19 protein-coding genes and 5 pseudogenes are annotated in these 24436 nt (G+C 61.8%); 9 read left to right on the plus strand and 15 right to left on the minus strand.

Features of this window, described 5'->3' with window-relative positions:
• Positions 1-26: 26 nt before the first annotated feature.
• The 6 genes from CYR75_RS06490 to CYR75_RS06515 all read right to left on the minus strand — a co-directional run bounded on the left by CYR75_RS06490 (position 27) and on the right by CYR75_RS06515 (position 5985).
• Positions 27-1340: a TRAP transporter large permease gene (locus CYR75_RS06490; protein ID WP_101499324.1), complete on the minus strand. Its 1314-nt coding sequence runs from the start codon at positions 1338-1340 to the stop codon at positions 27-29.
• The gene (locus tag CYR75_RS06495; RefSeq protein WP_158644602.1) at positions 1337-1813 is read right to left on the minus strand and encodes a TRAP transporter small permease; all 477 of its coding nucleotides are present in this window, start codon (positions 1811-1813) and stop codon (positions 1337-1339) included. Before CYR75_RS06495 ends, CYR75_RS06490 begins: the two co-directional genes overlap by 4 nt.
• A 633-nt stretch (positions 1814-2446) precedes the next feature.
• Positions 2447-3691 carry a cysteine desulfurase-like protein gene (locus CYR75_RS06500; RefSeq protein WP_101499326.1) on the minus strand — a complete coding sequence of 415 codons (1245 nt, stop codon included), beginning with the start codon at positions 3689-3691 and terminating at the stop codon, positions 2447-2449.
• Between the two features lie 36 nt (positions 3692-3727).
• Positions 3728-4465 carry an amino acid ABC transporter ATP-binding protein gene (locus CYR75_RS06505; RefSeq protein ID WP_101499327.1) on the minus strand — a complete coding sequence of 246 codons (738 nt, stop codon included), beginning with the start codon at positions 4463-4465 and terminating at the stop codon, positions 3728-3730.
• Positions 4462-5136 (minus strand): amino acid ABC transporter permease, encoded by a 675-nt coding sequence (locus tag CYR75_RS06510; protein WP_101499328.1) that lies wholly within the window; start codon positions 5134-5136, stop codon positions 4462-4464. The genes CYR75_RS06505 and CYR75_RS06510 overlap by 4 nt, the downstream gene beginning before the upstream one ends.
• A 57-nt stretch (positions 5137-5193) precedes the next feature.
• Positions 5194-5985, minus strand: a complete 792-nt coding sequence (locus CYR75_RS06515; protein ID WP_101499329.1) for a transporter substrate-binding domain-containing protein — start codon at positions 5983-5985, stop codon at positions 5194-5196.
• Positions 5986-6189: 204 nt separating this feature from the next.
• Between CYR75_RS06515 and CYR75_RS06520 the strand changes: the two genes are divergently transcribed.
• The 5 genes and pseudogenes from CYR75_RS06520 to CYR75_RS06540 all read left to right on the plus strand — a co-directional run.
• Complete coding sequence (locus CYR75_RS06520) at positions 6190-6828, plus strand: FadR/GntR family transcriptional regulator (protein ID WP_264080908.1); 639 nt, start codon at positions 6190-6192, stop codon at positions 6826-6828.
• Between the two features lie 38 nt (positions 6829-6866).
• Positions 6867-8252, plus strand: coding sequence for a dihydropyrimidinase (gene hydA, locus CYR75_RS06525; RefSeq protein WP_101499331.1), 1386 nt, complete (start codon positions 6867-6869; stop codon positions 8250-8252).
• A gap of 189 nt (positions 8253-8441) precedes the next feature.
• Positions 8442-9881 (plus strand): catalase family protein, encoded by a 1440-nt coding sequence (locus CYR75_RS06530; protein ID WP_225972869.1) that lies wholly within the window; start codon positions 8442-8444, stop codon positions 9879-9881.
• Between the two features lie 48 nt (positions 9882-9929).
• A pseudogene (locus tag CYR75_RS06535) lies at positions 9930-10816 on the plus strand (WYL domain-containing protein).
• Positions 10813-11058: pseudogene (locus CYR75_RS06540) on the plus strand (hypothetical protein); the annotation flags it as partial. The pseudogenes CYR75_RS06535 and CYR75_RS06540, both read left to right, overlap by 4 nt.
• 17 nt (positions 11059-11075) lie before the next feature.
• Here the strand turns inward: CYR75_RS06540 and CYR75_RS06545 are convergent.
• The 4 genes and pseudogenes from CYR75_RS06545 to CYR75_RS06555 form a co-directional block, all read right to left on the minus strand.
• Positions 11076-12263: pseudogene (locus CYR75_RS06545) on the minus strand (IS3 family transposase).
• A gap of 155 nt (positions 12264-12418) precedes the next feature.
• The gene (locus tag CYR75_RS16380) at positions 12419-12769 is read right to left on the minus strand and encodes a YsnF/AvaK domain-containing protein (protein ID WP_264080909.1); all 351 of its coding nucleotides are present in this window, start codon (positions 12767-12769) and stop codon (positions 12419-12421) included.
• On the minus strand, positions 12729-13352 hold the full coding sequence (locus tag CYR75_RS16385) for a general stress protein (RefSeq protein ID WP_225972871.1): 624 nt from the start codon (positions 13350-13352) through the stop codon (positions 12729-12731). The genes CYR75_RS16380 and CYR75_RS16385 overlap by 41 nt, the downstream gene beginning before the upstream one ends.
• Positions 13333-13710, minus strand: coding sequence for a YsnF/AvaK domain-containing protein (locus CYR75_RS06555; protein ID WP_158644603.1), 378 nt, complete (start codon positions 13708-13710; stop codon positions 13333-13335). The genes CYR75_RS16385 and CYR75_RS06555 overlap by 20 nt, the downstream gene beginning before the upstream one ends.
• A gap of 288 nt (positions 13711-13998) precedes the next feature.
• Between CYR75_RS06555 and CYR75_RS06560 the strand changes: the two genes are divergently transcribed.
• Positions 13999-15876, plus strand: a complete 1878-nt coding sequence (locus CYR75_RS06560; RefSeq protein ID WP_225972873.1) for a PAS domain-containing sensor histidine kinase — start codon at positions 13999-14001, stop codon at positions 15874-15876.
• A 331-nt stretch (positions 15877-16207) separates the two neighbouring features.
• Here CYR75_RS06560 and CYR75_RS06565 read toward each other — a convergent pair whose 3' ends face one another.
• From CYR75_RS06565 to CYR75_RS06575, 3 genes are all read right to left on the minus strand, one after another.
• Positions 16208-16501 (minus strand): GNAT family N-acetyltransferase, encoded by a 294-nt coding sequence (locus CYR75_RS06565; RefSeq protein WP_101499334.1) that lies wholly within the window; start codon positions 16499-16501, stop codon positions 16208-16210.
• Between the two features lie 298 nt (positions 16502-16799).
• Positions 16800-18047, minus strand: a complete 1248-nt coding sequence (locus CYR75_RS06570) for an alpha-hydroxy-acid oxidizing protein (RefSeq protein ID WP_101499335.1) — start codon at positions 18045-18047, stop codon at positions 16800-16802.
• 291 nt (positions 18048-18338) lie between these two features.
• Positions 18339-19622, minus strand: coding sequence for a hypothetical protein (locus CYR75_RS06575; protein ID WP_225972874.1), 1284 nt, complete (start codon positions 19620-19622; stop codon positions 18339-18341).
• A 221-nt stretch (positions 19623-19843) separates the two neighbouring features.
• On the opposite strand from CYR75_RS06575, the gene CYR75_RS06580 reads away from it, so the two are divergent.
• Together CYR75_RS06580 and CYR75_RS06585 are read left to right on the plus strand one after the other, a co-directional pair.
• Entirely contained in the window at positions 19844-20404 is a 561-nt protein-coding gene (locus CYR75_RS06580) for an NADPH-dependent FMN reductase (RefSeq protein ID WP_101500915.1), read from the plus strand.
• Between the two features lie 218 nt (positions 20405-20622).
• A pseudogene (locus CYR75_RS06585) lies at positions 20623-20949 on the plus strand (transposase); the annotation flags it as partial.
• Between the two features lie 140 nt (positions 20950-21089).
• On the opposite strand, the gene CYR75_RS06590 reads toward CYR75_RS06585, so the two are convergent.
• Positions 21090-21692: a DUF2236 domain-containing protein gene (locus CYR75_RS06590; protein WP_101499336.1), complete on the minus strand. Its 603-nt coding sequence runs from the start codon at positions 21690-21692 to the stop codon at positions 21090-21092.
• Positions 21689-22501, minus strand: a complete 813-nt coding sequence (locus CYR75_RS06595) for a hypothetical protein (protein WP_225972876.1) — start codon at positions 22499-22501, stop codon at positions 21689-21691. The genes CYR75_RS06590 and CYR75_RS06595 overlap by 4 nt, the downstream gene beginning before the upstream one ends.
• Positions 22502-23243: 742 nt before the next feature.
• Here CYR75_RS06595 and CYR75_RS06600 point away from each other — a divergent pair.
• Positions 23244-24401 (plus strand): annotated as a pseudogene (locus CYR75_RS06600) (IS3 family transposase).
• Positions 24402-24436: the final 35 nt, after the last annotated feature.

The raw sequence follows: 24436 nt of genomic DNA on the forward strand, positions 1-24436 counted from the left end.
CTCCTGTTGAATTTATTGGCTGGGGGTCAGTCGACCAGTGAGGGCAGGAACATGGTCAGTTCCGGCACCAGGAACATCAGAATGAGCACACCCAGCTCGATCAGAATGAACGGTATCGCCGCCTTGTAGATGTGCAGCAGGGGCGTCTCGCGGCTCGCACCCTGCATGACCATCAAAAGCAGGCCGAAGGGCGGTGTCAGAAGGCCAAGCTCAATCGCCACCAGCATCATCAGGCCCAGCCAGACCGGCTCGATCCCGGCGGAATGAGCAATCGGCATGAAGAACGGCAGGGTGATCATCATGATCGAAATCTGGTCGATCAGGCATCCCAGCACCAGAATGATGCCGAGCATGGCCAGAACCAGCATCATCGGCGACGCATCGACTTCTCGCACGACCGACATGAACCCCGAAGTCGCACCCGAAAAAGACAGGATCTGCGAAAACGTCACGGAAGCAACGATGATGAAAAGGATCGAGATCGAGACCTTCGCCGTTTCCATCAATGAGATCACAAGGTTCGAGAATGTGAGCTTTCGATAGACGATGGTCGCGATCAGCGATGCCGCGGAGCCCAAGGCCGCAGCCTCGGTCGGCGTCGCGAAACCGCCGAGCATGCCGCCAATGACGGCCACGAAGATACCCGACAGCGGCACCACGTCCCGGAAGAAGGGCACAAGCCGCTCTCTGGCGCTCAGAACCTCTGCCTTGTCTTCGCGCGGCGCGCTCGACGGCGATACGACGGCGGTCAGGATGACGAACAGCAGGAACCCCACCGCCATCAACATCCCGGGAAAGATGCCGCCGATCAGCAGTTGCGTGATGGAAATTCCCGAAAGCGATCCCAGCATGACGGCAAGCGCCGATGGGGGGATCAGCACCGCGATTCCCCCGACCGCCATGGCAGGGCCGAAGGTCAGCGTCGGCGAATAGCCGCGGCGCAGCATGTCCTGCGACAGGGTTCCGCCAAGCATCGCCGTATTGGCAATGGACGATCCCGAAAGCGCCGCAAAGGCGGTGCCGCCGACGACGGTGACGCAGGCCAGCCGTGCCGGCAGCCGCACCAGCAGCTTCTCGATCGCATCGATGGCCCGGTAGGCCAGGCCGGTGTGGAAAAGCAGTTCCCCCATCAGGATGAAGAGCGGGATCGGGGCGAGGGCGAACGAATTGACCGAGCCGGAGGCATTGCGAACCAGCTGGACCAACCCGGCCTCACCGCCCAGAAAGATCCATGCCCCGATCAGATTGGCACCAAGAAACGCGAATGCCACCGGCAGCCCGATCGCGAACTGCACAGCCAGCAGGGCGACCATCATCAAAAGCGTCTGCGACCAGATCATGACTTGATCCCGGACAAGGCACGCAACAGGAATTCGAGGCTGCAAAGGGCGAAGCACCAGATGACCGGCACCATCATCCACCACTCCGGGAACATGAGGTTCTTGAAGATGACCGACCCGGAGTTGAAGCTGTCAAGCGCAGCGGTCACCGCCAGCCATGTGACGATCACCGAAATCGCCAAGCCGAGAGCATAGGACAGCCGCATCAGCAGTGCGTTCGCCCAGGGCGGCACGATGCGCAGCATGATGTCGACATTGACATGCGCCGCCTGACGCAAAACCCACGGCGCACCTCCGAAGGTCGAGATCGTCAGCAGATATTCCGTCAGCTCATTCAGCCAGGGCCACTTCGCCAGACCGAGGTTTCGCACCAGGATATCAAGAACGACAAGAACGACGAGCAGCCCAAACCCGGTCGCGGCAATAGCGCCAGAGAGTGAAAAAAGGGTTCTGAAAATGCCTTTCGATGTCACCAGGTCCGCCCACCGTTCCCAAGGTCGAATATTATTTTAAGTTCAAACATTCAATACTCGCATCATGTGGTCGGGTCAAGAGATCAGAGGAGTTCGGCCGCGGTGAGAGAGATAGCCGGCGACGACAACCCGGCACATTTGGCTCCCGCGTTCAGCGATCCGACACCGATCCCTGTGGCAGTGCTATGCTCAGCAGTTGGTGACGCTCGATTTGAAAAGGTTGCGCTGAAATCCCTGACAGGTGAGCAGACGGTATCGGAAGCCGCGGGCCGGTTTGGTCTCCACGCCACTATTCTCCCAATCGGAGACGGACGCTGCGGAAACGTGCGCCTGGCGCTCTCAAGCAAGCCGTCAAAAAAGCCTCAGCGATCTGGTCAGCCATTCGCGACGGCCCGCAGTCTGCCGGGCGCGGCGCGCCGTCAATCGCTGCGAGTCCGATGAGAGACGGGAAGTTCGTATCGTGTCTGCCGCATCATATTGCGGTGGCGACCGCCTCCGCCCCCTTTCGCGTCAGGCGCGGCCTAAGCGACGGATTCTCTCCCCTGCCCCGCTGGCTGAACCCCTCTGATCGCTCGCTCTAGCCAGCCCCCACCGTCGCCCGACGCGAGCTTCGGCAACATCCCGCGCCTGCAGCTACGCCTCTCCCACGATCTCGCCCAGGGCAGCGCAAAGTCGATCGACTTGGTCCAGGGTATTGTAGTGGACCATGGACACCCGAACGGCGCCGCCGTTGTCGTTTTCCTGCAGATCCTCCATCAGGCGCCGCGAATGGAAATCCCCGAAACGGATCGCGATACCGTAGTCGTCCATCTGTTTCGCGATCTGCCCGGAATCTTGGCTGTCGAACTTGAACGCGATCGTCGGCACCCGCGTGGAATCGACGTTGATTGCCTTGCCGATCACACGACAATCGTTTCGCGCGTTCAGCCACGCCAACAGCCGTTCCGTCAGCGCGTCCTCTTGCCGGGTCATCGCGGCATATGCTGCCACGACCTTGTCGCGCCGGGAGCCGGTTGCGCCCACCGACTCGCCCAGAGCCACCAGATAATCCACGACACCGACGGTGCTGTAGGCCAGCTCGTAATTCGGATTGCCCGGCTCCAGCTTGCCGGGCACCTTATCCTTGCCGTAGAAGTAATGGTACAAGCCGTCCAGTTCGAGCAGAAGATCGTATTTGCCGTACATGATCGCGGTGTGCGGGCCGTAGCATTTGTACAAGCTGAAGACATAGTAATCCACATCCCAGGCCTGCACATCGATGGCGCGATGGGGGGCATAGGCCACGGCATCCACGCAGATGCTGGCACCCCTTTCATGCACGAACCGGGCAAATTCCGCGATGGGATTGATGCTGCCCAGGATGTTCGAGACGTGGTGAACACACACCAGCCGCGTCCGCTCGGTCATCAAGGGCTCGAGATCTTCAAGCCGCAATTCCAGCGTTTCGTGGTCCAGCGGCCAGAACTTCACGATGATGCCGAATTCGGTTAACCTCTCCCAAGGCCCGATATTGGATTCGTGGTCGGCAACGGTCACAATGATCTCGTCGCCTTCGTTAAGCTGGCTGCGCACCGACGTGGCCAAGGTTTGCAGAAGAGCGGTGGTGGACGGGCCAAAGACGATTTCCTCGGGGCGCGCGGCGTTGACAAGCGTCTGCGCGGCCTTGCGCCCATCCATCAGCGCATCGGATGCCGCTTGCGAGACCGCATAGCTGCCGCCGATCTGGACGTTCTTTTCGAACAGGAATTCGGTAATCTTGTCGACCGCTCCTTTGACGATCTGGGATCCGCCGGCGTTATCGAAGAACACCCAGTCCTTGTTCAGGGCGGGAAAATGCGCGTTGACGAATTGAGGGTCGATCACGTCTTTGGGGCTCATGCCACTCTCCTGTCAGATCACTGCCGCAGTTCCGGTTCAGTGACGAAGTATCGATTTGAGAAAATCCTGCGTCCGGGTCTCACGCGGGTTCGAGAAGATTTCGGTGGGCGTTCCGGTCTCGACGACCTCGCCGCCATCCATGAAGATCACCCGATCCGCCACCTGCCGCGCAAAGCCCATCTCGTGGGTCACGACGATCATGGTGACGCCGGTGCCTGCCAGTTTTTTCATGACGTCCAACACCTCGCCGACCATTTCCGGGTCCAGCGCCGATGTCGGCTCGTCAAAGAGCATCACCCGCGGCTCCATCGCCAGGGCGCGGGCGATCGCGACCCGCTGCTGCTGGCCGCCGGACAGCTGGCCCGGATACTTCTCTGCCTGTTCGTAGATGCCGACCCGCTTGAGAAGAGCGTCGGCACGGGCCGCCGCGTCGGCAGAGCTGATCTTTCGGACCCGCATCGGCGCCAACATCACGTTGCGCCGCACCGTCAGGTGCGGAAAAAGGTTGAACGACTGAAAGACCATGCCGACTTCTGCGCGCACCTTGGCCAAGGCCCGGCCAGGAACCACCGGGTTGCCGTCCACGACGATCTCGCTGCGATCGGAAAATCCTTCAAGGCGATTGATGCAGCGGATCAGTGTCGATTTGCCCGATCCGGACGGGCCCACGATGCAGACGACTTCGCCCTCTGCAATTTCGAGATCGATCCCGCGAAGAGCTTCGAAGGCGCCATAGGACTTGCGCAGATTGCGAATGCTGACGAACCCGGTCATGAACGTTTCTCCTGGCCGAAGCGGCGTTCAAGTTGACTGACGATCGAAACCAGGGGCCAAAGCAGCAGGATATAGATGATCGCCGCGCCGATCAGCGGCGAGGGATTGGCCGACAGCGCCTGCGCCTGCGTTGCCTGCTTGAGCAGGTCGGGCATCGCGACCACCGAGGCCAAGGCCGTATCCTTGATCACGTTGATCGAGTTGTTGGTCAGCGGCGGAATGACGATCTTGATCGCCTGCGGCAGGACCACATCGATCATCGACTGCCGATAGCTGAGACCAAGCGCTTCGGACGCCTCGAACTGGCCGCGCGGAACCGCTTCGATCCCGGCGCGGAAGACTTCGGCATTATAGGCAGCGGACACCATCGACAGCGCACACATGGCCGACCAGAACGGCGGCATGCGGATGCCGACGAACGGCAGCGCGTAATAGACGATGACCAGAAGCACAAGCAGCGGCAGCGACCGAAAGATGTCGATGTAGATGCGCGCCAGAATTCTGGCCGGACGGGGTGCATAGAGACGCAAAAGTGCCAGCACCAACCCGCCTGCCAGCCCCGCGACGATGCTGACGATGCCAAGCTTTATCGTCACCCCCAGCCCCTTGAGCAGAAGGGGAAGCGATCTTCGCAGCACGTCGATGTTGAAGAAAGTCTCGAAAAGATCCATCAGGCCGACCCCGATCCTGCCGGCGTCCGGCGACTGGCCGAACGCCGATATCGTCAGTTATTTTGCAGCGGGCATCGGCAGAACCTCTGCCGTCGAGGTGCCGGCTTCGGGCGCCGCACCAAACCATTTCTCGTGCAGGCTTGCCAAGGTGCCGTCTTCCTTGAGTTCGGTGATCGCATCGTTGACCTTGACCGCCAGGTCCGAGCCCTTGGCGAACATCATCGAATAATGTTCGTCCGACGTGATGCGGGCCGCGATTTCAAGGTTCGGCTTGTCCTTGATGTAATACAGCAGCGACGGGATATCAGAGATGTAACCGTCGATCCGACCGGCTGCGAGATCCAGCATGGCGGGCTGCAGCCCCTCATAGCGGCGGATATCGGCAAAGCCATATTGCTCGGCATGGGCGGCCGTCCAGCTGTCGCCCGTCGATCCGGTATCCACGCCGACGGTTTTGCCCTTCATCTCTTCCAGGCTTTGCGGACCCCCCTTGACGACGGTCAGCGACTGGTCGCTGTCATAATAGGGTTGCGCAAACGAAACCGACTGCAGCCGTTCGTCGGTGATCGTGACCGACGAGATGGCAATGTCGATGCGCCCCGACTGGACGGCCGAAAACAGCCCGTTGAAGGGGATGTTCGTGATCTCGACCTCGTCTCCCATCCGCGACGCCACTTCGGTGACCAGGTCGACCTCAAAGCCGACGATATCGCCTTTTTCGTCCTGAAACTCCCAAGGCACGTTGCCGATGTTGGCGCCGACTTGCAGCGTCTCGGCGCTGGCCAGCCCGGCACCCGAAAGTGTCAGGGCAAGCGCGGCCGCCAGTGTTACGATATTTCCGGTAAGCATTCTTCAACCTCCCTTTTCGGTAATAAGCTTGCGCAGCTTTACCAATTTGGTCAGACTGGTCTGACCAGTTTTTGTAACACGAGTCGGACGTGGATCAAGCAGGAATTTCGGGTTCTCGGGTGGAGCGCGCACGGGACGAGAGAGCATCGCGCGATGATTGATCGGACCCCTGTGTCACAAGCAGCGGCGCGAAAGCTTCAGCAGATGATCCACGACGACACCTTCGCCGCGGATGAAAAGCTGCCCTCACAACGGGTCCTTGCCGAACGTCTTGGCATCTCTCGCCCATCGCTGCGTGAGGCGCTTTTGACGCTGGAAACGCTGGGGCAGGTCAGGACTTTTCCGGGGCGTGGGACATTCGTCACCAAAAACGGCGCAAGGCGCGTGTCCGACAATCCGGACTGGCGATACGGCGAAGAGCACTCGATCCAGAGCGTGTTCGAGGTGCGCATCCTCCTGGAAGCACGGCTTGCGCGTCACGCCGCGGCACATGCGACCCTGGACGACATCCAAGCCCTCGCCGAATTCACCGACCGGATGGAGCGGGCCTGGGCGGTGCAGGACCTGATCGAGAACGTCGAGGCGGACCTCGCCTTTCACCGCCGCATCGCGGCAAAGACGCCGAACACCCTTCTCGCCCAGACCTACGACCATGTCGCAGCGCTGCTCAGCGAGACACAGCGCCAGCCTATCCCGTTCACGCGTGAGGAGCGTATGTCGGAATCGATTGCGGAACATCGCAGGATCATTGCTGCCCTGGACCAACGTGACCCCGAAGCCGCCGAACGGGCCATGGCCGATCATATCCGCAACACCGCAGCCTGCGCAGGGATCACCGTCTGATCTGCGCCAGTGAACAGTCGAGGACGAAAGAGCACGCGATGACCTATGACCTGCTGATCAAGAGTGGAACGGTCGCCACCGACGTCGACGTCTTCGAAGCTGACATCGGAATTCGCGATGGGCGCATCGTCGAGATCGGGGACTTGGGAAGCGACGCAAGTGAGGTCATCGATGCGACCGGCAAATACGTTCTGCCCGGCGGAATCGACAGTCACGTGCATATCTCGCAGCCGTCCGGCGAGGGAATCGTCATGGCAGACGATTTCGAGAGCGGAACCCGTTCGGCCCTGTTCGGCGGCAACACGACGATCCTGCCATTTTGCCTGCAGCAGCGCGGGCAAAGCATCCGACAGGCACTCGAATGGTACCATGGGCTGGCCGAGGGGAACTGCTATACAGACGTGAAATTTCACCTGATCATCACCGATCCGACCAGCCATGTCCTGGGGCAGGAGCTTCCGGCGGCCGTCGCCGACGGGTACGATTCATTCAAGGTGTTCATGACCTATGATGACCTGCGCCTGAATGACGCTGAACTTCTCGCCACCTTCGATGTGGCGCGCGAATTCGGTGCGACGGTTATGGTGCATTGTGAAAACGAAGATGCGATCAAATACCTGATGGGCAAGCACGAGGCAGCGGGACGGGTCGAGCCGTCGGCGCACGCCACCACACGCCCCATCGCGGTCGAACGCGAGGCCACCCACCGCGCAATGTCGCTGGCAGAGATCGTTGGGATCCCGATCGTGATCGTGCACGTCTCGAACGGCGCCGCGCTTGAAGAAATCCTTCGCGCTCGCCAGCGAGGCTTGTCAGTCACGGCCGAGACCTGCCCGCAATATCTCATGCTGACCGAGGATGATCTTGATGCGGCGAACTGGGAAGGCGCCAAATACGTCTGTTCTCCGCCGCCGCGTAATGTGACCGAACAGGCCGCCTGTTGGGAGGGGATCCAGAATGGATCATTCGAGCTTTTCTCTTCCGATCACTGCCCGTTCCGTTTTGACAGCCTGGATGGCAAGCTCAATCCCAAAGGCGCCCGCGGCTTCCGCCATATCCCCAACGGGATTCCGGGGGTTGAGACCAGACTGCCGATCCTCTTCTCCGAGGGCGTGGTGAAAGGACGGATCGACCTCAAACGGTTTGTCGCATTGAGTGCGACCAACCATGCGCGGACCTATGGCTTGTACCCCAGGAAAGGCACGATCGCCATCGGCTCCGACGCTGATCTGGCCATCTGGGACCCGAGCTGCGAAAGAACGATCCGCCATCGCGATCTGCACGACGGATCGGATTATACCCCTTATGAGGGGCTCGAGGTGACTGGCTGGCCCGTGACCGTGGTCCTGAGGGGCAAGATCGCGGTGCGTGACGGAGAGCTTGTCGGACGCAAGCAGGACGGGAGCTATCTGCAGATGAGATAGATGTTCAGTGCCCGCCGACAGCGGTAGCGCGCGTCTTGTCGCTCGCCTTCATGCGCCTCTCAACGGCGGCCTGATCGGTCCGCGATACCGCCGAAGCATCTGCCATATCAGCGTCAGGTCGGGTCGGTCCGGAACATCTCAAGGTTCAGAGGCATTGTTGAGATGACCTGTAGAGAGGAATCCCAGCCGTTGGCCAAAACACGCCCCCTGCCCCCTATTCCCTTCGATCCAGCACTAGAAGCGGTGGAAGAAAACGAGGCACGCCTCGCGGAAAAGATCGATGCGAAGCTGACCCGCCTGCAGGAGATCACATTTTCCGACTATGGCCATGCGCAGCGGAGTGTGCATGCGAAAAGCCATGGATTGATCGAAGCCACATTCGAAGTGCTTGACGATCTTCCAGCCGAACTCGCTCAGGGCCTGTATGCGAAGCCTGGCAAATATCCTGCCATCATGCGGTTCTCGACCATTCCGGGCGATGTTCTCGACGACAGCGTTGTCGTGCCCTACGGACTGGCGGTGAAGGTGATTGGGGCAAAGGGTCATTACCTGCCCGACACCAAGGGGGTGGCGATTCAGGACCTTCTCATGGTGAACTCACCGACATTTGCCTCGCCCAATCTCAAGTCGTTCTATGTTGGCCAGGTCGTCCTGACGGCTACCACGGATACCGGGCAGTTCTGGAAAAAGTGGTTTTCTGCGGTAATGAGGGGTCTGGCTCGGGCGGTTGACGCATTCGGTGGGGACAGCTCTGGCCTTCGCATGTTCGGCGGGCCTCCGCCACATCCTCTGGGAGAGACCTATTACTCGCAAACGCCCTATCGCTTCGGACGCTACGTCGCCAAGCTAGCCATTTTCCCCTCCTCACCCACGCTTCACGCGCTGACCGGAACGCCCATCGCAGTTAACGGGCGTCCAAATGCGCTGCGCGAGGAAGTCATCCAGGCTTTTCACCAATCCGGCGGAGAGTGGGAGGTTCGCGTTCAGCTTCGCAATGACCCGGCCATGCCGGTCGAGGATTCGACGGTTCGGTGGTCTGAGGAACAAAGCCCCTTCCGAACCGTCGCCCGCATCAAGGCAAAGCCGCAGCCGGCGTGGAGCGAGGCGCGCGCGCAACAGGTCGACGACGGCCTGTCCTTCGCCCCCTGGCACGCCATGGTCGAGCACCAGCCGCTGGGCTCGATCAACCGAGCGCGCCGCCCCGCCTACCCAAACGCAGCGCGTTTCCGTGAGGCGCATAACGACCACCCGATCGTGCAACCCCAAGATCGGGTCGAACTGTCTGATGCCCCGGCGTGCCCCTATGGCTTCGCTCCTGGCCGCGAAGGCCGGCGGCCCAACACGCCGGACGCCAGACCTTACGGGCTTGGACAGCCTCTCAACAAGACGGCGCGCAAGATTCTGTTCGCTACGGCAGGTGTGGGCATGATCGCCCTGGCTGTCTTTGCTCTGCGCAAGAAGGGTGACAATCGAGGTCGTGATCCTGGGCAGTCGCCGGTTGCTCACAGGGCGACTGGCGGCGGATCAAGCCCATCACCGTTTCAGGAATCAAGCTCGGCGAGACACGACGCCGGCGACCTCAGCTGCCCCACCTTCCCGGCTCGGCTAGCCTTGGCTCCGGCCCAGTAAATGGGCGCGCAGAGTTATCGTGCGCATCGCCCGAGCCGAGAGAGCGTGATGAAGAGCGACAGGTCAGAACTTCGCTGGGGCGTCGACCAGCGCCTCGAGTTCATAGAGTTCCGCCTGTTCTGGGAGGGACACGTGAACCGCAGCGATCTGATGGACCAGTTCAGGGTCTCGGTAAACCAGGCGTCCACCGACCTGAACCGCTACATCGGCTTCGCGCCGGACAAGATGGTCTACGACAAGAGTGCGCGGTCCTATGTCCGCAGTCCCGTATTCAAGCCGCAGTTCCTAGAGCCCGACGCCAGTCGCTACTTGGCCCAGTGCGCTCGGTCGCGGACGGGATCCTCGACCGCGAGGACTCGTGGATCGCCAACCTGCCGCTCTACGCTGCCGCCCCGACGCCGGTTCGCGGCGTCAATCTGGCAACGCTTCGTTCCGTCGTGGGCGCCATCCGCCGGTACCAAGCGATCGAAGTAACGTGCCAGTCGCTCTCCTCTCCGGGTCCACGCTGGCGCTGGATCGCACCGCACGCCATCGCGTTTGACGGATCCCGTTGGCACACGCGAGCGTTCTGCCTGACAGGTGTTTACTTCGAGGACTTCCTTCTATCGCGGATCCTTGAAATCCGCGGGTCGCGTGAGACCGAATCTTCGGCCGACGAAGATCGCGACTAGCATTCTGAGGTCACGCTGGAGGTCGCTCCTCACCCCGAACTGTCGGACACACAGGCCAACGTCATTGCTCTCGACTATGGCATGCGTGGAGGAAAGGCGAAGATCAGGGTGAAGCGAGCGTTGCTCTACTATGCACTGAAGCGCCTCGGCCTTGATACTGCTCCCGAAGCGCGCGAGCCCCAGGATCAGCAGATCGTGCTTCTTAATCGAGGCGAGTTGATCAACGGCGCAAATTCAAGCTTCGCAGGGTGTACAAAGGTATGAACGAGACGTTTTTCGAGCGGCCGATCCTGAACTCTCCTTACGAATACCCTGGTCGCCATTGGGAGTTGGATGACGATGGGCAACCGACGAACCGGATCATTGAGGCACGGCGACGTTCCGATCTGATCACCCCTGTCCCAAAGGCAAAGAAGCAGCGTCAGAACCAGAAGCAGGGCGCTCTCGTTCTTGGTGCAGACGACGACCTTTCAACGATTGACCAGGAATACAAACCTACCCCGATTGACGTTGCCCCCAACTTTTATCCAGCGTGAGCGAGACTCCGGGACTGAGTTTTGCCCATTTGGGCGGGTTGGGCAACGGGGGCTGGCGCGGAGCTTTGCGGATTGCGCAGCGTCAGGCCCCGTTGCGGGGTGAAGGTTTCGGCAAACTCGGCTGGGGTCTGCCAGCTGAGGCGGGAGTGGGGGCGTTCGGTGTTGTAGTCCGTGCGCCAGGCGACCAGCGTTGCGCGGGCATGGTGCAGGGACGGGAACAGCGTTTCGTTCAAGAGTTCGTCTCGCAGGCGACCGTTGAAGCTTTCGATGAAGGCATTCTGGGTCGGCTTTCCGGGCGCGATGTAATGCCAGTCAAACTTGCGGTCATCCACGAATTTGAGGATCGCATTCGAGGTGAACTCGGTTCCATTGTCACTGACCACCGTCTGAGGCTTGCCGCGGGTGTCGAACAGCGTCGCCAGTTCCCGCGCCACCCTTGCCCCCGAGAGCGACGTGTCCGCGATCAGCGCCAAGCATTCCCGCGTGCAGTCATCGACCACGGTCATGATCCGGAACCGGCGGCCATCGGTCAGCTGGTCTGACACGAAGTCCAGCGACCAGCGCTGGTTTGGCAGCAAAGGCAGCACCATCGGGCCCGTGTGCCCATGGCCCGCTTGCGCCCGCCCGGCGACGGACATGCAACTGCTCTTCGCGGTAGATGCGAAACAGGCGCTTGTGGTTGACCTCGTGGCCCTCGCGCCGCAGGAAGACATGCAACCGACGATACCCGAACCGGCGCCGGACCTTTGCCAATTCTTTCAGCCGCTCGCGCAGCACAGGGTCGTCTTGGCGGACCACCTCATACCGCATGGTCATCCGGCAACAGCCGATCACCCGGCACGCCCGCCGTTCGCTCATCTCGTGACTTGCCACTAGATGCGCGACCGCTTGCCGCTTCGCGGCGGGCGTCACCACTTTTTTCCGAGCAGATCCTTCAAGGCCGAATTGTCGAGCATGGAGTCGGCCAGCAGCTTCTTCAGCCTGCCGTTCTCATCCTCAAGCGCCTTCAGACGCTTCGCCTCGCTGACATCCATGCCGCCATACTTGGCTTTCCACTTGTAAACGGTCGCATCGCTGACGCCGTGCTTACGGCAAAGATCGGCAACGGAAATCCCCGCCTCGTGCTCCTTCAGAATGCCGATGATCTGATCCTCGGTGAACCTGCTGCGCTTCATCTCTGGTCCTTTCGGTTAGGCCAGAGTCTACCTCAAACTGGATTAGGCAGAGGGGGGCAACGTCACCAACACTCCTGCCTCGCCTCCTGGCAGGGGCAGCAAAAGGTCCCCCCGGAGCGGAGGCCTTCACAAGTTTCAAGCTTCAGGCTTCGAGTTCAGACCCTCGGGTCAGTGTCGTCCCGCTTGAGGGGGTCCAGCCGGTCGCGGTCAGCATCACTGCGGTCGTCGCGCTCGACCTCGACCTCGGTGTGGCGAACAGTGTCCGAGACGGTTTCCTGATGGGTGTCGCTGGTCTTGCGCAGCCCGATCTCTTCGACCACACGGGCTTCCTTCTCGACGACGGCCTCCTCGCGATATTCCTCCGCTTCGATCGTCCGATCCTGGAACGCCCTGTCAGCATCGCCAACGGCGCGATCGACGGGGCGACGCTCGATTTCGACATGCTCTTCGCGAAGATCTACCGTTTCACTGACAGGCTCTTCCACGACATAGGTGTGGACCCGCACCCGACCGTGATCGGTCTGCCGCTTGCCCACCCGCAGGCGTTCCTCGACCACCTGAACGGTGTCCTCCCCCTTCCAGGTCGTCTGACGCCCGCAGGCCGCTGGCACCGGCGCCGGTCGCCATTCCAGCCTGCCCGGTCGGCGCAGTGCTGGCGGCGGCGGCGGCATAAGGGCTGTCTTCGTAGCCACCCCAACCTTCCGAGCGCCAGCTTTCCACCCGTTCGTCCATGTTGACGCTGCCCTCGTCATCAAGAATGACGAGCGCGGTCTCGTAGCTCGCTTCGGAGAGGCCGCTGACCGTCACCAGGCTTCCGCCGCGCGACAGACCCTCGGCATAGGCATAGCGATCTTCGTCGGGGAAAAAGAAGTCGCCGAGGCTTTCCCAGAAGCCCTTCTCGCCATCAACGGCGATGGCACCGCTGGCAGCTGAATCCGCGTGAGCGACCTGACGGATATTGGTCATCGGGATGCCGGCGTCGACCAGTCGGTCCACGGCGCGCTGCGCTTCGGCGGCACTGTCGAACATGGCGGAGAGATAGGACGTCTGGCGGGTGCCAGTTTGGTTATCATAGGTCATCTTGGTCATCCTTTTCGGAAGTTGAATCGGCGGGGACGCGATCGATATGAGCGGTCTGGCGACGCGTCGTCGCCTTGACATCGACGTGCTGGGTCTGGGCGATGCGGCGAACATGGATCTCCTCTCGCAGATACAGTTCGCGCGTCACCACAATGCGTTCTTCAACGACGGGAATGATCGTCACATCTCCCTTGGTGACGATCTCCGGCACGGAGTCGACCTTGCGATCGACCGGCACGCGGTCAACCTGGACCTCGACAGAGGAAAGATCGACCGGCACGAGGTGGTCAATCATCTCGGTCCGGGTCGAGACCCGGACCGAGCCGCTCTCGACCTTTTGCGTCGAGATCGAAACGGATTCCTCCATGATGGGAAGAGATCCGGCTTCCCGGTCATCTGACATTGCGCTTCCCATCACTCAGCAATCCACTGCAGAAGAACGTGGAGCGCGGCAGATGCGTTCCGCACATTTCCCGGCAGTAGTCCCTCTGTCCCCTGCTCACGGCTCATTCCGGACAAAAACCTCGCCAGACGACTGCTCCTTGGGGCGGACCGCGTATTTTACTTTGATAATTCCTGGCCGGCGTGCTTCATCGGGCTGAGGTCCGCGGTTCGCACGCGGCTGGAAATTCAAACATCATGGAAAGAGCGCGAAGTGGGACTGGATCTTGGCGGCAGGGCGCCCGGCTTTCTTTCGGGTGGTGGAGACATGGGCGAGCGGATTCGGGCGCATGACTGGGCAGCCACGCCGCTGGGTGAGCCTGACACATGGCCCCAACCCTTGCGGGCAGCGATCTCGCTTTGTCTGAAGTCGAACTTTCCCACCGCGATCTACTGGGGAGAGGATTTTTGCCTTCTCTACAACGATGCTTGGTCACCCATACCGGGTGACCGCCATCCCGCTGCCCTGGGCCGCCCGGCAATCGAGGTGTGGTCTGACATCTGGGCGGTGGTGGGGCCGCAGCTTACCCGCGTCATGCAGTCCGGCGAGGGCTTTTCTGCGGTCGATCAAATGCTGCCGATGGTGCGGAACGGGGCGCCGCAGGAAACCTACTGGAATTACAGTTTCACCCCGATCTGCGCCAATGATGGCACCGTTCTCGGCGTCTTCAACCAGGGTCACGAGACAACCCAGGAGGTGCTGGCGCGCGCCCAGACACAGTCGGAGATCAAACGATTGGGCAGCATGTTCGCGCGCGCCCCAACCGCTGCCGCTATTCTGCGCGGACCATCACACAGGATCGAGGTCGTCAATCCGGCCTTCACCGAATTGGTCGGTAAAAGCGATCTCGAAGGACAGACGGTGGTCGAAGCATTCCCCGAACTGGTTGCGCAGGGGTTTCTGGACTTGCTGAACGAGGTATTCTCAACCGGTCGGGCGCATGTGGGCCGCGAGGTCGAGGTCATGTTTGGCGGGCCGTCAAACGGGCAGCGGCACCGTATCGTCGATTTTGTGTATCAGCCGCTTGCCGACCCGGGTGGAGTCAGAGAGGGCGTCTTCATCCAGGCAACGGATGTGACCGACGCTGTCCGGGTCGAAGCTGCCCTGCGCGAGAGCGAAGCGAAATACGAGGCCATCGTCAACTCGATTGACCAGATGATCTGGTCTGCGCTGCCCAATGGCGATCATGATTACTTCAACAGCCGCTGGTATGACTTCACCGGGGTCGCCCAGGGCGACACGGATGGCACGGGCTGGAAGGTGATGTTTCACCCAGACGATCAGGAACGCGCGCGCGAGACCTGGATGCACTCGGTCCGCACGGGTGAGCCGTATCACATTGAATACCGGCTGCGACATCATACCGGCCGGTATCGCTGGGTTGTCGGCCGCGCCCATTGTGTCCGCGGCAGCGATGGCAGCATCACGCGCTGGTTCGGCACCTGCACGGACATCAACGACCTGAAAGAGGCCGAAGCCAAGCGGCAACTTTTGCTGCGGGAAATGGATCATCGGATCAAGAACCTGTTCACCGTGGCAGGTGGGATGATTTCCATGACCGCGCAAACGGCGCCTTCGGTTCCCGCCATGGCAACGTCGCTGCGGGGACGCCTGCGCGCGCTGGCGAAGGCGCATGACCTGATCCGGTCCGCCGTAGGAGGCGAGGCAGGAAGCGGTCAGCCGACCTCGCTGCGCACGCTGATCCAGGACATTCTCCAGCCGCATCTGGGCGAGGGCAACGAGAAGCGCGTTTCTCTAAATGGCCCCCCGATCCCCCTCGGCGAAGATGCTGCTGTCGGACTTGCGCTGATCTTCCACGAACTTGCCACCAATGCGATGAAATACGGCGCACTGGGCAAAGCGGATGGCCTCCTCGCTGTCACCTGGACCTCGAACGGGGACAGGCTGGAACTATCCTGGGCGGAACAGTCCAGTGACCGGATGATTACGCCGCCCCTTCAGACCGGCTTTGGCAGTGAGCTCGCGCAGGCCACCGCGACTGACCAATTGGGAGGCACGATCAGCTTTGAGTGGCGGCCGACAGGCGTCGTTGTCGGGCTGACGGCACGTCTGGAAAATTTGCAGCAATGAGAACTTGAGCTGGCCCCTCCAGACCCCAGAAGGTCTTCCGCGCCTCCGGAGCTGGACTGACAAACCAGCATCAAAGCAAAGCGCGTACGCAGGCGCTGCCTTCCCGCGCAGCATCGTAGGGCGCCCGTGCCGTCTGCAGCCTGTTCCCCTCGCCGACAAGAATTGAGATACATTGTCGGAAGCGACACTTGTTTGCAGAGCAGGCGGGTCGTAAGCTAGGTGCCGTTCACACGTCTGCGGCACAGCTCCATGGTAGCAGGTCTTGGATCTCGCTCTGTTTGCGGCCTTTAACACTGGCGGTGAGCGTGGTTGGGACACGGTCGCCACGACCTCATCTTTTAAGCACGTCCTGCCATTCCGGATGCCTCTCGATCTGCGCCTTCGCGAATGGGCACAGCGGAATGATCTTGAGGCCCTTTGCCCTTGCGTCTTCGACGCCGCGCCGGACCAGGGCCTGACCCACGCCACGCCCGCGAAGCTCGTTCGGGACGCCGGTGTGGTCGATGATGATGGTGGTCGCACCGGCGCGGGAATAGGTCATCTCAGCCTCGTGGCCGTCGACGATGGCCCGATAGCGGCCTTTGGCGTCGGTTTCTTCAAGCGTTATCTCGATGTCGTTTTCCATCGGTCTCTCCGTTCGGTTTCGGTTAAGGGCAGGCCCCCGGCCTTAACGTCGGTAGGTCGGGCTGCGGAAACGACGCTGGTCCGCAGCGGCCGCAGGCCCCTGCCCCGTCGCAACACGGAAAGGCGGTCTCACGCCGCGGCGTTCATCGCTGCTCTGCAAGTTGGCTAGTGTGAGTTCAGACGGCCGAAGCTGACAGGCACCTCGGCGCCCGGAACATCATCAGCTTCGACCTTGCGATGCAAACCGGCAACCTCGGCGATTCCGCGTTCACGGCCACGGCTGCGCAGCAGCGTCTGGCTCAGCCCTCCTGCATCTCGGCGCTCGGCCCGGTCACAGAGATATAGGACGGATCAAGTTCGGCCACCGAGCGGGCGCCGGTCAGCAGCATGTCGGACCGCAGTTCTGCCGCCAGCGCCTCGAGCACGGATTTTACACCCGGCGCGCCGCCCACGCCCAGGCCATACATCACCGGGCGGCCGACGGCGACGCAGTCGGCGCCCATCGCCAGCGCGCGGATCACGTCGATGCCGCGCCTGATGCCGCTGTCCATGATGACCGGCACGCGCCCGTCCACCGCCCGCACGACGAGCGGCAGCACGCTGATCGCACCGGGAACGCCGTCGATCTGACGCCCGCCATGGTTCGAGACCTGGATCGCGTCGGCCCCGCCCGAGATGATCGGATCGACATCCTCGGCCCGCAGGATGCCCTTGACGATCACCGGCAGGCCGGTCTCGTCCTTGATCATCCGAATGTCGTCCGGGGTCAGATCGACCTTTTGCGCAAAGAAATCGCCGCTGCCGCCCTTGGCCGGATCGTGATTGCCGAAACTCATGTCGGACCGGAACGGCATCCCCATGGCGCGGAAGCGGTCGGGCGTCCCCGGCCCAAGCGCGTCGGCGGTCAGCACGATCGCGGAATAACCGGCATCCTTCGCCCGCCGCAGCAGAGACTTCGTCACCGCCTCGTCCTGGTTGAAGTAAAGCTGGAACCACTTGGGACCGGTCGTGGCCTGCGCGATCTCCTCGAGCGTCCGGTTCGAGGCCCCGGATGAGCAATACAGCGCCCCGGCCATGCCTGCGCCCCGGGCGGTGGCGACCTCGCCTTCCTCATGCGTCATCTGGTGCGCGCCCATCGGCGCGACAAAGAACGGGAACGGCATGCGCTGGCCGAGGATCTCGACCGAGAGGTCGAGCTGGTCCGCGCTCACACCGGTCAGGCGGTGGGTGACGATGCGAAAGTCCTCCATCGCGCGCCGGTTCTCGCGCAGGGTCCATTCGTCGCCCTTGGCCCCGGTGACGAAGACATAGCCCGCCTCGGGGACAGCCTCCTTGAACGGTTCCTTCAGCGCCGGCAGGCTGATGACGTTCAGTTCGGTGTTGGCGGTCGAGGCGCCATAGCTTGACGTGACCGGTGCGGCTGCGTCCGGCACGGGGGCAGCGATCTCTTCGGTCGAGGCTGAGGTCTGGGCCAAGGCGGCGCCGGCAAAGGGCATTGTGCCGATGGCGGTCGCAGCGGTTCCCAGGAAGGTTCTCCGAGTGGTCATCTCAACTCCTTCAGAGTTCACGCATTTGTGTCAAAACGGCTTCGATGATGCAGAGGGGATGCGGACGCGTCCCGACTGCGGCCCTCAGCATCTGATCCGGCGAGGCGGCGGCGTGTAAAACGACGGGTCCCTCTCCTGTTCGATCCCGATACCGCAACAAGATAACGCAGCTGACAGTTCACGATAAGTGCAACAATCTGAGAGAGTTCGTTGCAGTTACTGGCATGGTCTATGGCGCAGCAGCCGGCTCGGCTCGGCAGCAGACCAACACTTCCCCCACCTCCCCTGCCCTCAGACGAGACGTTTCCCCGCGATCTCCAGCCGTCCAATCACGGTTGCGGCTGCCTCGAAATCGAGATCCGGCACCGCGTCATCCTCGGCGACGGCGCGGCCGGCCACAGTCAGCGCCTCGCCCTCCGCTCCCGGCTTCAGACTCACGGCATGGGCCTTAAGACGAACCACCTTTCCGCGAACCAGGCTATCGCCCTCGCCCCCTGTGGTGCGGATCTCGCCGGTGACCGTGATGGTGCCGAAGGGCTTCGAAATCTGGACGCCAATGGCGCCATCGCCATGTGTGGTGATGCTCTGGAACGTGGCGGTTTCAAGAGAACCGTCATAGAGGTTGAACCCCCGCGCGCCGAGGCCGTTGGTCTCGATGGACGCATCCACCGCGAGATCGCCGATCCTGCCGAAGTTCACAAAGCCGATGCCACTGTTGCCATGCGAGGTGATCGGCGCTTTCGCCGTCCAGCGTTTCACCTCGCCCCAATTGTCCAGCACCATGTCATTGGCGCCATAGGTCGTCACCGGCCCCTCGTTCACCACCTCATCGGCGACAACGCCGGAGCCCACGAACACGCCGCCGGTTATCAGATTGCCGATACCCGCCGGTATGCCACCATCGGAATGAACCTCGCCCGTCGTCAGATGCTTGAGCAAAATGCCGCCTCCGGCCTGGGTCGGCGCGGGGGCTTGGGCCATGTCCGCATCGGTCGGGATGAAGGCGCCGCCAAAGATGAACACGCCGCTTCCCCGCAATGGCTGATCCTCGCTGCCGCCCGACAGGGTGCGGGCATCAAGGGTCCAGCGGCTTGATGGATCTTTCGATGCGTTGAGTATCGTCAGCCCGCCCAGCAGCACCTCGACCCCGAAGCCTGCAGGACGATGCGCGGCGATACGCGCGTCAGCCCGTTCGACATGGATGTCCCGCAGCTTGAGGTTCCCCTGCTGCGCCTGCGCCGCCTCAAGGTGAAAGCGGCCAACGGTTCGGATGTTGCAGAGCGTCAGCGTGCCAAGATTCGCAGTGTCGTCCGCCAGACCGATGGCGATCTGCGTCTCGTCGGTCACCAGCCTGACATCTGCGACCTGACTGTCCGAACTGAGCATCAATCCCGGCTGACCCTGCTTGAACCGCAACTCGGCGTTCTCGCTGACACCGCGAAGACGGGTGCCCGGCGATAAGCGGAAACCGTCGAGATTGCTGATGATCCCGTCGATTTCGATATTCTTGCGGTTCTGTTCAATGGCCTGACGCAGGCTCGCCGCGTCGGTCACGCGATCCGGTTGTTCGCTCACAATGAATTCCCTTCTCTCTGTCTCGGTCTGGAAGCAGTCACGAGCGGAGGGTGTGACTTGCTTTTGCGGCCCCCACCCACCCTGCTGGGCCTCATCCTTGGTCCGGCTTCTTGGACATGGGTCACAGCAACGATTGGCAGAGCCATTCGGTTCTGGTGGCGAAGCCAAAAACGATATGCAAGAATCGCCCATCGCTCTCGCAAAAGCCATGGTGGGTCATGATGGTTCGAATTCTGGGAATATCGGGAAGCCTGCGGCAGGCGTCCTTCAACACCGCGCTGCTGCGCGCAGCGCAGGAGTTGATGCCAGAGGGAACCGAACTGGTCTCGGGCAGCATCGCCGAGATTCCGCTTTACAACGGCGACGACGAGACGGCTTCCGGCATCCCGTCTGCGGTGCAAGAGCTGAAGGAGCAGATTGCAGGCGCTGCGGGCCTGCTTCTCTTTACCCCCGAATACAACAACTCGATGCCGGGCGTGTTCAAGAATGCAATCGACTGGGCAAGCCGGCCGGCCTCTGACATCGGCCGGGTCTTCGGAGGAAAACCGGTTGCCCTTCTCGGCGCCTCGCCCGGCGGCTTCGGCACGATCCTGTCTCAGGACGCGTGGCTGAGCGTGCTAAGAACCTTGGGCACGCGACCCTGGTTCGAAGGCCGCGTGATGGTGTCCCGGGCCGGCAGCGTCTTCGATGCCAAAGGCCGGCTGACAGACGAGCAGACGCGCATCCGCCTGGCCGCGTTCCTCGCTGGCTTTGCCGACTTCGCAGGCGCGCAGCGGGGCTGACGGCCGAGGGCCGGGTCATGGGATGAGGCTGGCCTTCCGAAGTAAACCGATTGCCGCCTCAAACCGTTGGATCGAACCGCTGGTCAGTAGTTGCCCGGTGGGTCACCGGCCGGAAAGGATTCGTCCGCGGCCTCGTCGACCGCGTCCCAGTGCTGGGAGAGTGTCAGATCTCCTGTGTATGAGTGATCCGGTCCATGCCTCTCCGAAAGGAAGCATGCATGACGATCTCCAAGGAACTGCTGGACGAACTGCTGAAAGGCGTGGAGCGTCCTGAGGACCTGCTCGGCGAAGCCGGGCTGATGAAAGAGCTGAAGATCAAGCTCATGGAACGGATGCTGGGTGCCGAGCTGACCGCGCATCTGGGCTGTGATGAGGGCAAGGAGGTTCCTCCGGGCCAGGGCAATCGCCGGAACGGCACCTCGACCAAGGTGCTGAAGGGGCAGGACCGAGAGATGCCGGTGGCGGTGCCCCCCGACCGCGACAGCAGCTTCGAGCCCGAACGGGTGAAGAAGGGCCAGACCCGGATCGACGGGCTGGATGACAAGAGTTCGCCATGGAAGCCGCCACTGGTGGCCCATAGACGATACATGCGGACGAGCTCATGGCTCGCCAGCGTGTAACCCCGGGCCGCTTCGGCATGCCATGATGTATGCGTGAAATCAATCCAGACGCGACCGAGATCGTCCTAATTGATCGGGACGCCATAGGGTGCGGCGTCGTAACCCCCCTTGGCTGCATAATGGCGCACCTTCGCGTGCAACATGCGCACACCGACCGTCGCGAGATAGCCGGGCGCGCCGATGCGCAGCGCGCCCGGCAGCATCGCCTCGCCCAGCCATTTCGCTGTCTCGCGCAGGCGCGCATCGGCCCGGTCAACAAGCCGCCCCGTGCCCGACAGGACCGCCGCAATGGACGGCGATTCATAGACACGGATAAGCGAACCGACGCTGAGGGATATGACATGAACGGCGGGCGCCATCGTCCAGAAGCCTTCCGCACCGTCCGCCAGAAGACCGTCATCCACCCCGGCGGCCGCCTGTTCGAGGTCCTCCAGCAAAGGCGCAAGGTCCGGGTCGGGCCGTTCCAGCGCCGCAAGACCATCGCGCAGCCCCCGCTCGAGGCCCGCGGCCAGTTCCCGGTCGCCCTCGGCGATGCGCCTTGCGACCGGATCGGCAAGCGGATCACCGGTGTTGAGCGACCATCCGATGAGGTCGGCTTGGGCGGCTCCGAACTGGATGGCGAGCGCGTCGCGGGACAGTCGCGCGGTGGGCCAGGACGGCGCACTCATGCTTTTGACCCTGTCAGTCCGGGCCGCGCCTTCGCGACCGTGGCGCGCAGTGCGGCCGAAAACGCGCCATCCTCGAACCGGCTGATCGCGGAATGGGCGGCGCAGAGCGTTCGTGTGTCCGACCATTCCGTGGCGATACGGCCCGCCCAGTCACAGAACCGCGCGCCGGCATCAGGTTCGTCCAGCAGCGCGTCTTTCAGCTTGGGATGGAACGCGATGCGCGGGATGCGCAGCAGCTTGCGGGCAATGTCCGGGAGCGGCAGGACATTGAAGGTGTCGTCGACATGCAGCGCCCCGCTGGCGGCATGGAACACCAGCAGAGATCCGGCGTGGACGCTCTCGTCGTCCGAGATGTAGTCGATCCCGTCCGGCAGCGAGAAGGCGAGTTCCGGATAGCGCGCCGTGACCGCATCGCTCTCCACCGTATCGGCGGCCCATGCGACCTGCGGAACCTGCTTGCGGTGACGGGTCGAGCCGTAGAAGGTCGCCGCCGGAAAGTCCTCGGCCATCTGCGCACAATGCAGCGTGTGGAAGGGGTGGACGTTCAGCACCGCTTCCACCGCGAGGCCGTCGTCGGTCAGGGCCATGATGCGCTCGCGGATGTCGCCCTTGAGCGTGTAGCTGTCGAGAAAGACGAAGCGCCCGTCGCCCAGTTTCACCAGAGAGCACTGGGTGCCGACGTTGAGCACGCCCCCGATCCGCAAATCGCCCCGGATATTCCAAAAAACATTTTCCAGTGCGACGATTTCTTCGGCCATGATACGGCTCCTCTGGTGTCGTAATGCTCGGGGTTCGGCGATGCCGCGCACCGTCGGGCGACGGAAAAGCCGAGAACGTGTTGTCAGCCACTCCATAAAACGTCTTGTGGCCCAGCTCGTTCCGCGCGGTGGCGCCTCGTGTCATGTGCCGCTGAAGACAGCATCGAGGCTTTGCAGCACCCCCACAAGTGTCAGCCGAAACGGTGGTTCTTGAAACGCCTGCGCCCTGCGTCAGGTTCGCCATTTTCTCGTCAAAAATCCAAACCCGTGCACCTGTGCGCTTTGTTTCTCAAAATTAACAACTGCATAGTCGGCTTTGAACGAGTGAATTCGCTATCGCTATAGGCTTAGAATGCGCGTCGACGCTCCAAACAGTCGCTGGTCGTTGGCGGGGCGGATAGACATAATAGTTGAGCACTCCCTGAGCGGCACCAACTCGTCAGGCGGGTCTGTTTGGGGCGCTTGCCGCCCGGGAGCGGATTCTGCGGGGTCAGTCCAACTCGCATCGGAAGTGAGGCAGACGCGGTTTCACCCACCTGCTTCCCGAGTGGCTCATATTTTCTATGTTTGTAATGATTTCTTTCTGCCGCTCCCGCCGTGCCCTTGACCCACATTTGCCGCGCAGATGCAGCGCCTCGAGTTGACCCGTTCCACCCTTGCCCGGCAGAGCGGCATCTCAACTCCCACGCTGTGCAGGATAATGCGCGGCGGCGGCATGAGGTGCTCCCCGGAAACTGGACACTGACGTAAGCTCGAATTTTCTGTCTGCTGATCTTCGCCACAAAGGAGATCGATGATGACGAAACGAAAGCAGCATGCGCCTGCATTTAAGGCCAAGGTGGCACTTGAGGCGCTGAAAGGCGAAGAAACCGTGTCGGAACTGGCGAGCCGGTTCGGCGTGCATCCGACAATGATCAATCAATGGAAGCGCGCGCTGTTGGATGGCGCGTCCGGTGTTTTCGAGCGCGGCAGCCGCAAGGCACCGGTAATTGATGAAGATCAGGTCCGGGACCTGCACGCCAAGATCGGGGAGCTGGCGGTGGCCAATTCTTTTTTGGAAAGAAAGCTCAAGCCCTGGGGCGGGACGTGAGGCGCGGCATGATCGAGCGCGACCATCCGGACCTGTCGATCGGTCAGCAATGCGCGCTGCTGTCGATTCCGCGGTCGTCGTTCTACTACGCACCCCAGGGTGAGACGGAGCAGAACTTGGCGCTGATGCGGTTGATCGATGGACAGTTCCTTGAAACGCCGTTCTTCGGCGTTCGCTAGATGACGTGGCACCTGCGCAATCAGGGTCATGCCGTGAACGAAAAGCGCATCCGCCGGCTCATGCGCCTGATGGGGCTGATGCCAATCTATCAGAAGCCCAGCACCAGCAGGCCGGCGAAGGGGGCACAAGACCTATCCTTATCTGCTGCGCGGGCTGCGTGTGGGCAGACCAAACCAGGTCTGGTGCGTGGATATCACCTACCTGCCAATGCGCCGCGGCTTTCTCTATCTGGTGGCGATCATGGACTGGCACACCCGGATGGTGCTGTCCTGGCGGATCTCGAACACGCTGGACGCCGACTTCTGCGTCGAGGCGCTGAACGAGGCTATCTATCGGTTCGGACCGCCGGACATCATGAACAGCGATCAAGGATCTCAGTTCACGTCGTTTGCTTGGATAGACCGCTTGCGCCGGTCGGGTATCCGCATCTCGATGGATGGCAAGGGGCGCTACCTGGACAACATCTTTATTGAACGCCTCTGGCGCACGCTAAAATACGAGTGCGTCTATCTGCATGCCTGGGAGACCGGGTCCCACGCCCGCGCCGGCGTCCGCAAATGGATCGAGTTTTACAATCACCGCCGCCCGCACAAAGCCCTTGGCGGCCGACCACCAGCAGTGGTCTACTCACTGCAAATCGAAGCAACCCAACCCGATCAGCAGGAGCAAATCAGAGCTTAAAAAGCGCCAGATACTGTCCAAGCAATGGGGAGCAC

This window comes from Paracoccus jeotgali (assembly GCF_002865605.1).
Taxonomy (GTDB): Bacteria; Pseudomonadota; Alphaproteobacteria; order Rhodobacterales; family Rhodobacteraceae; genus Paracoccus; species Paracoccus jeotgali.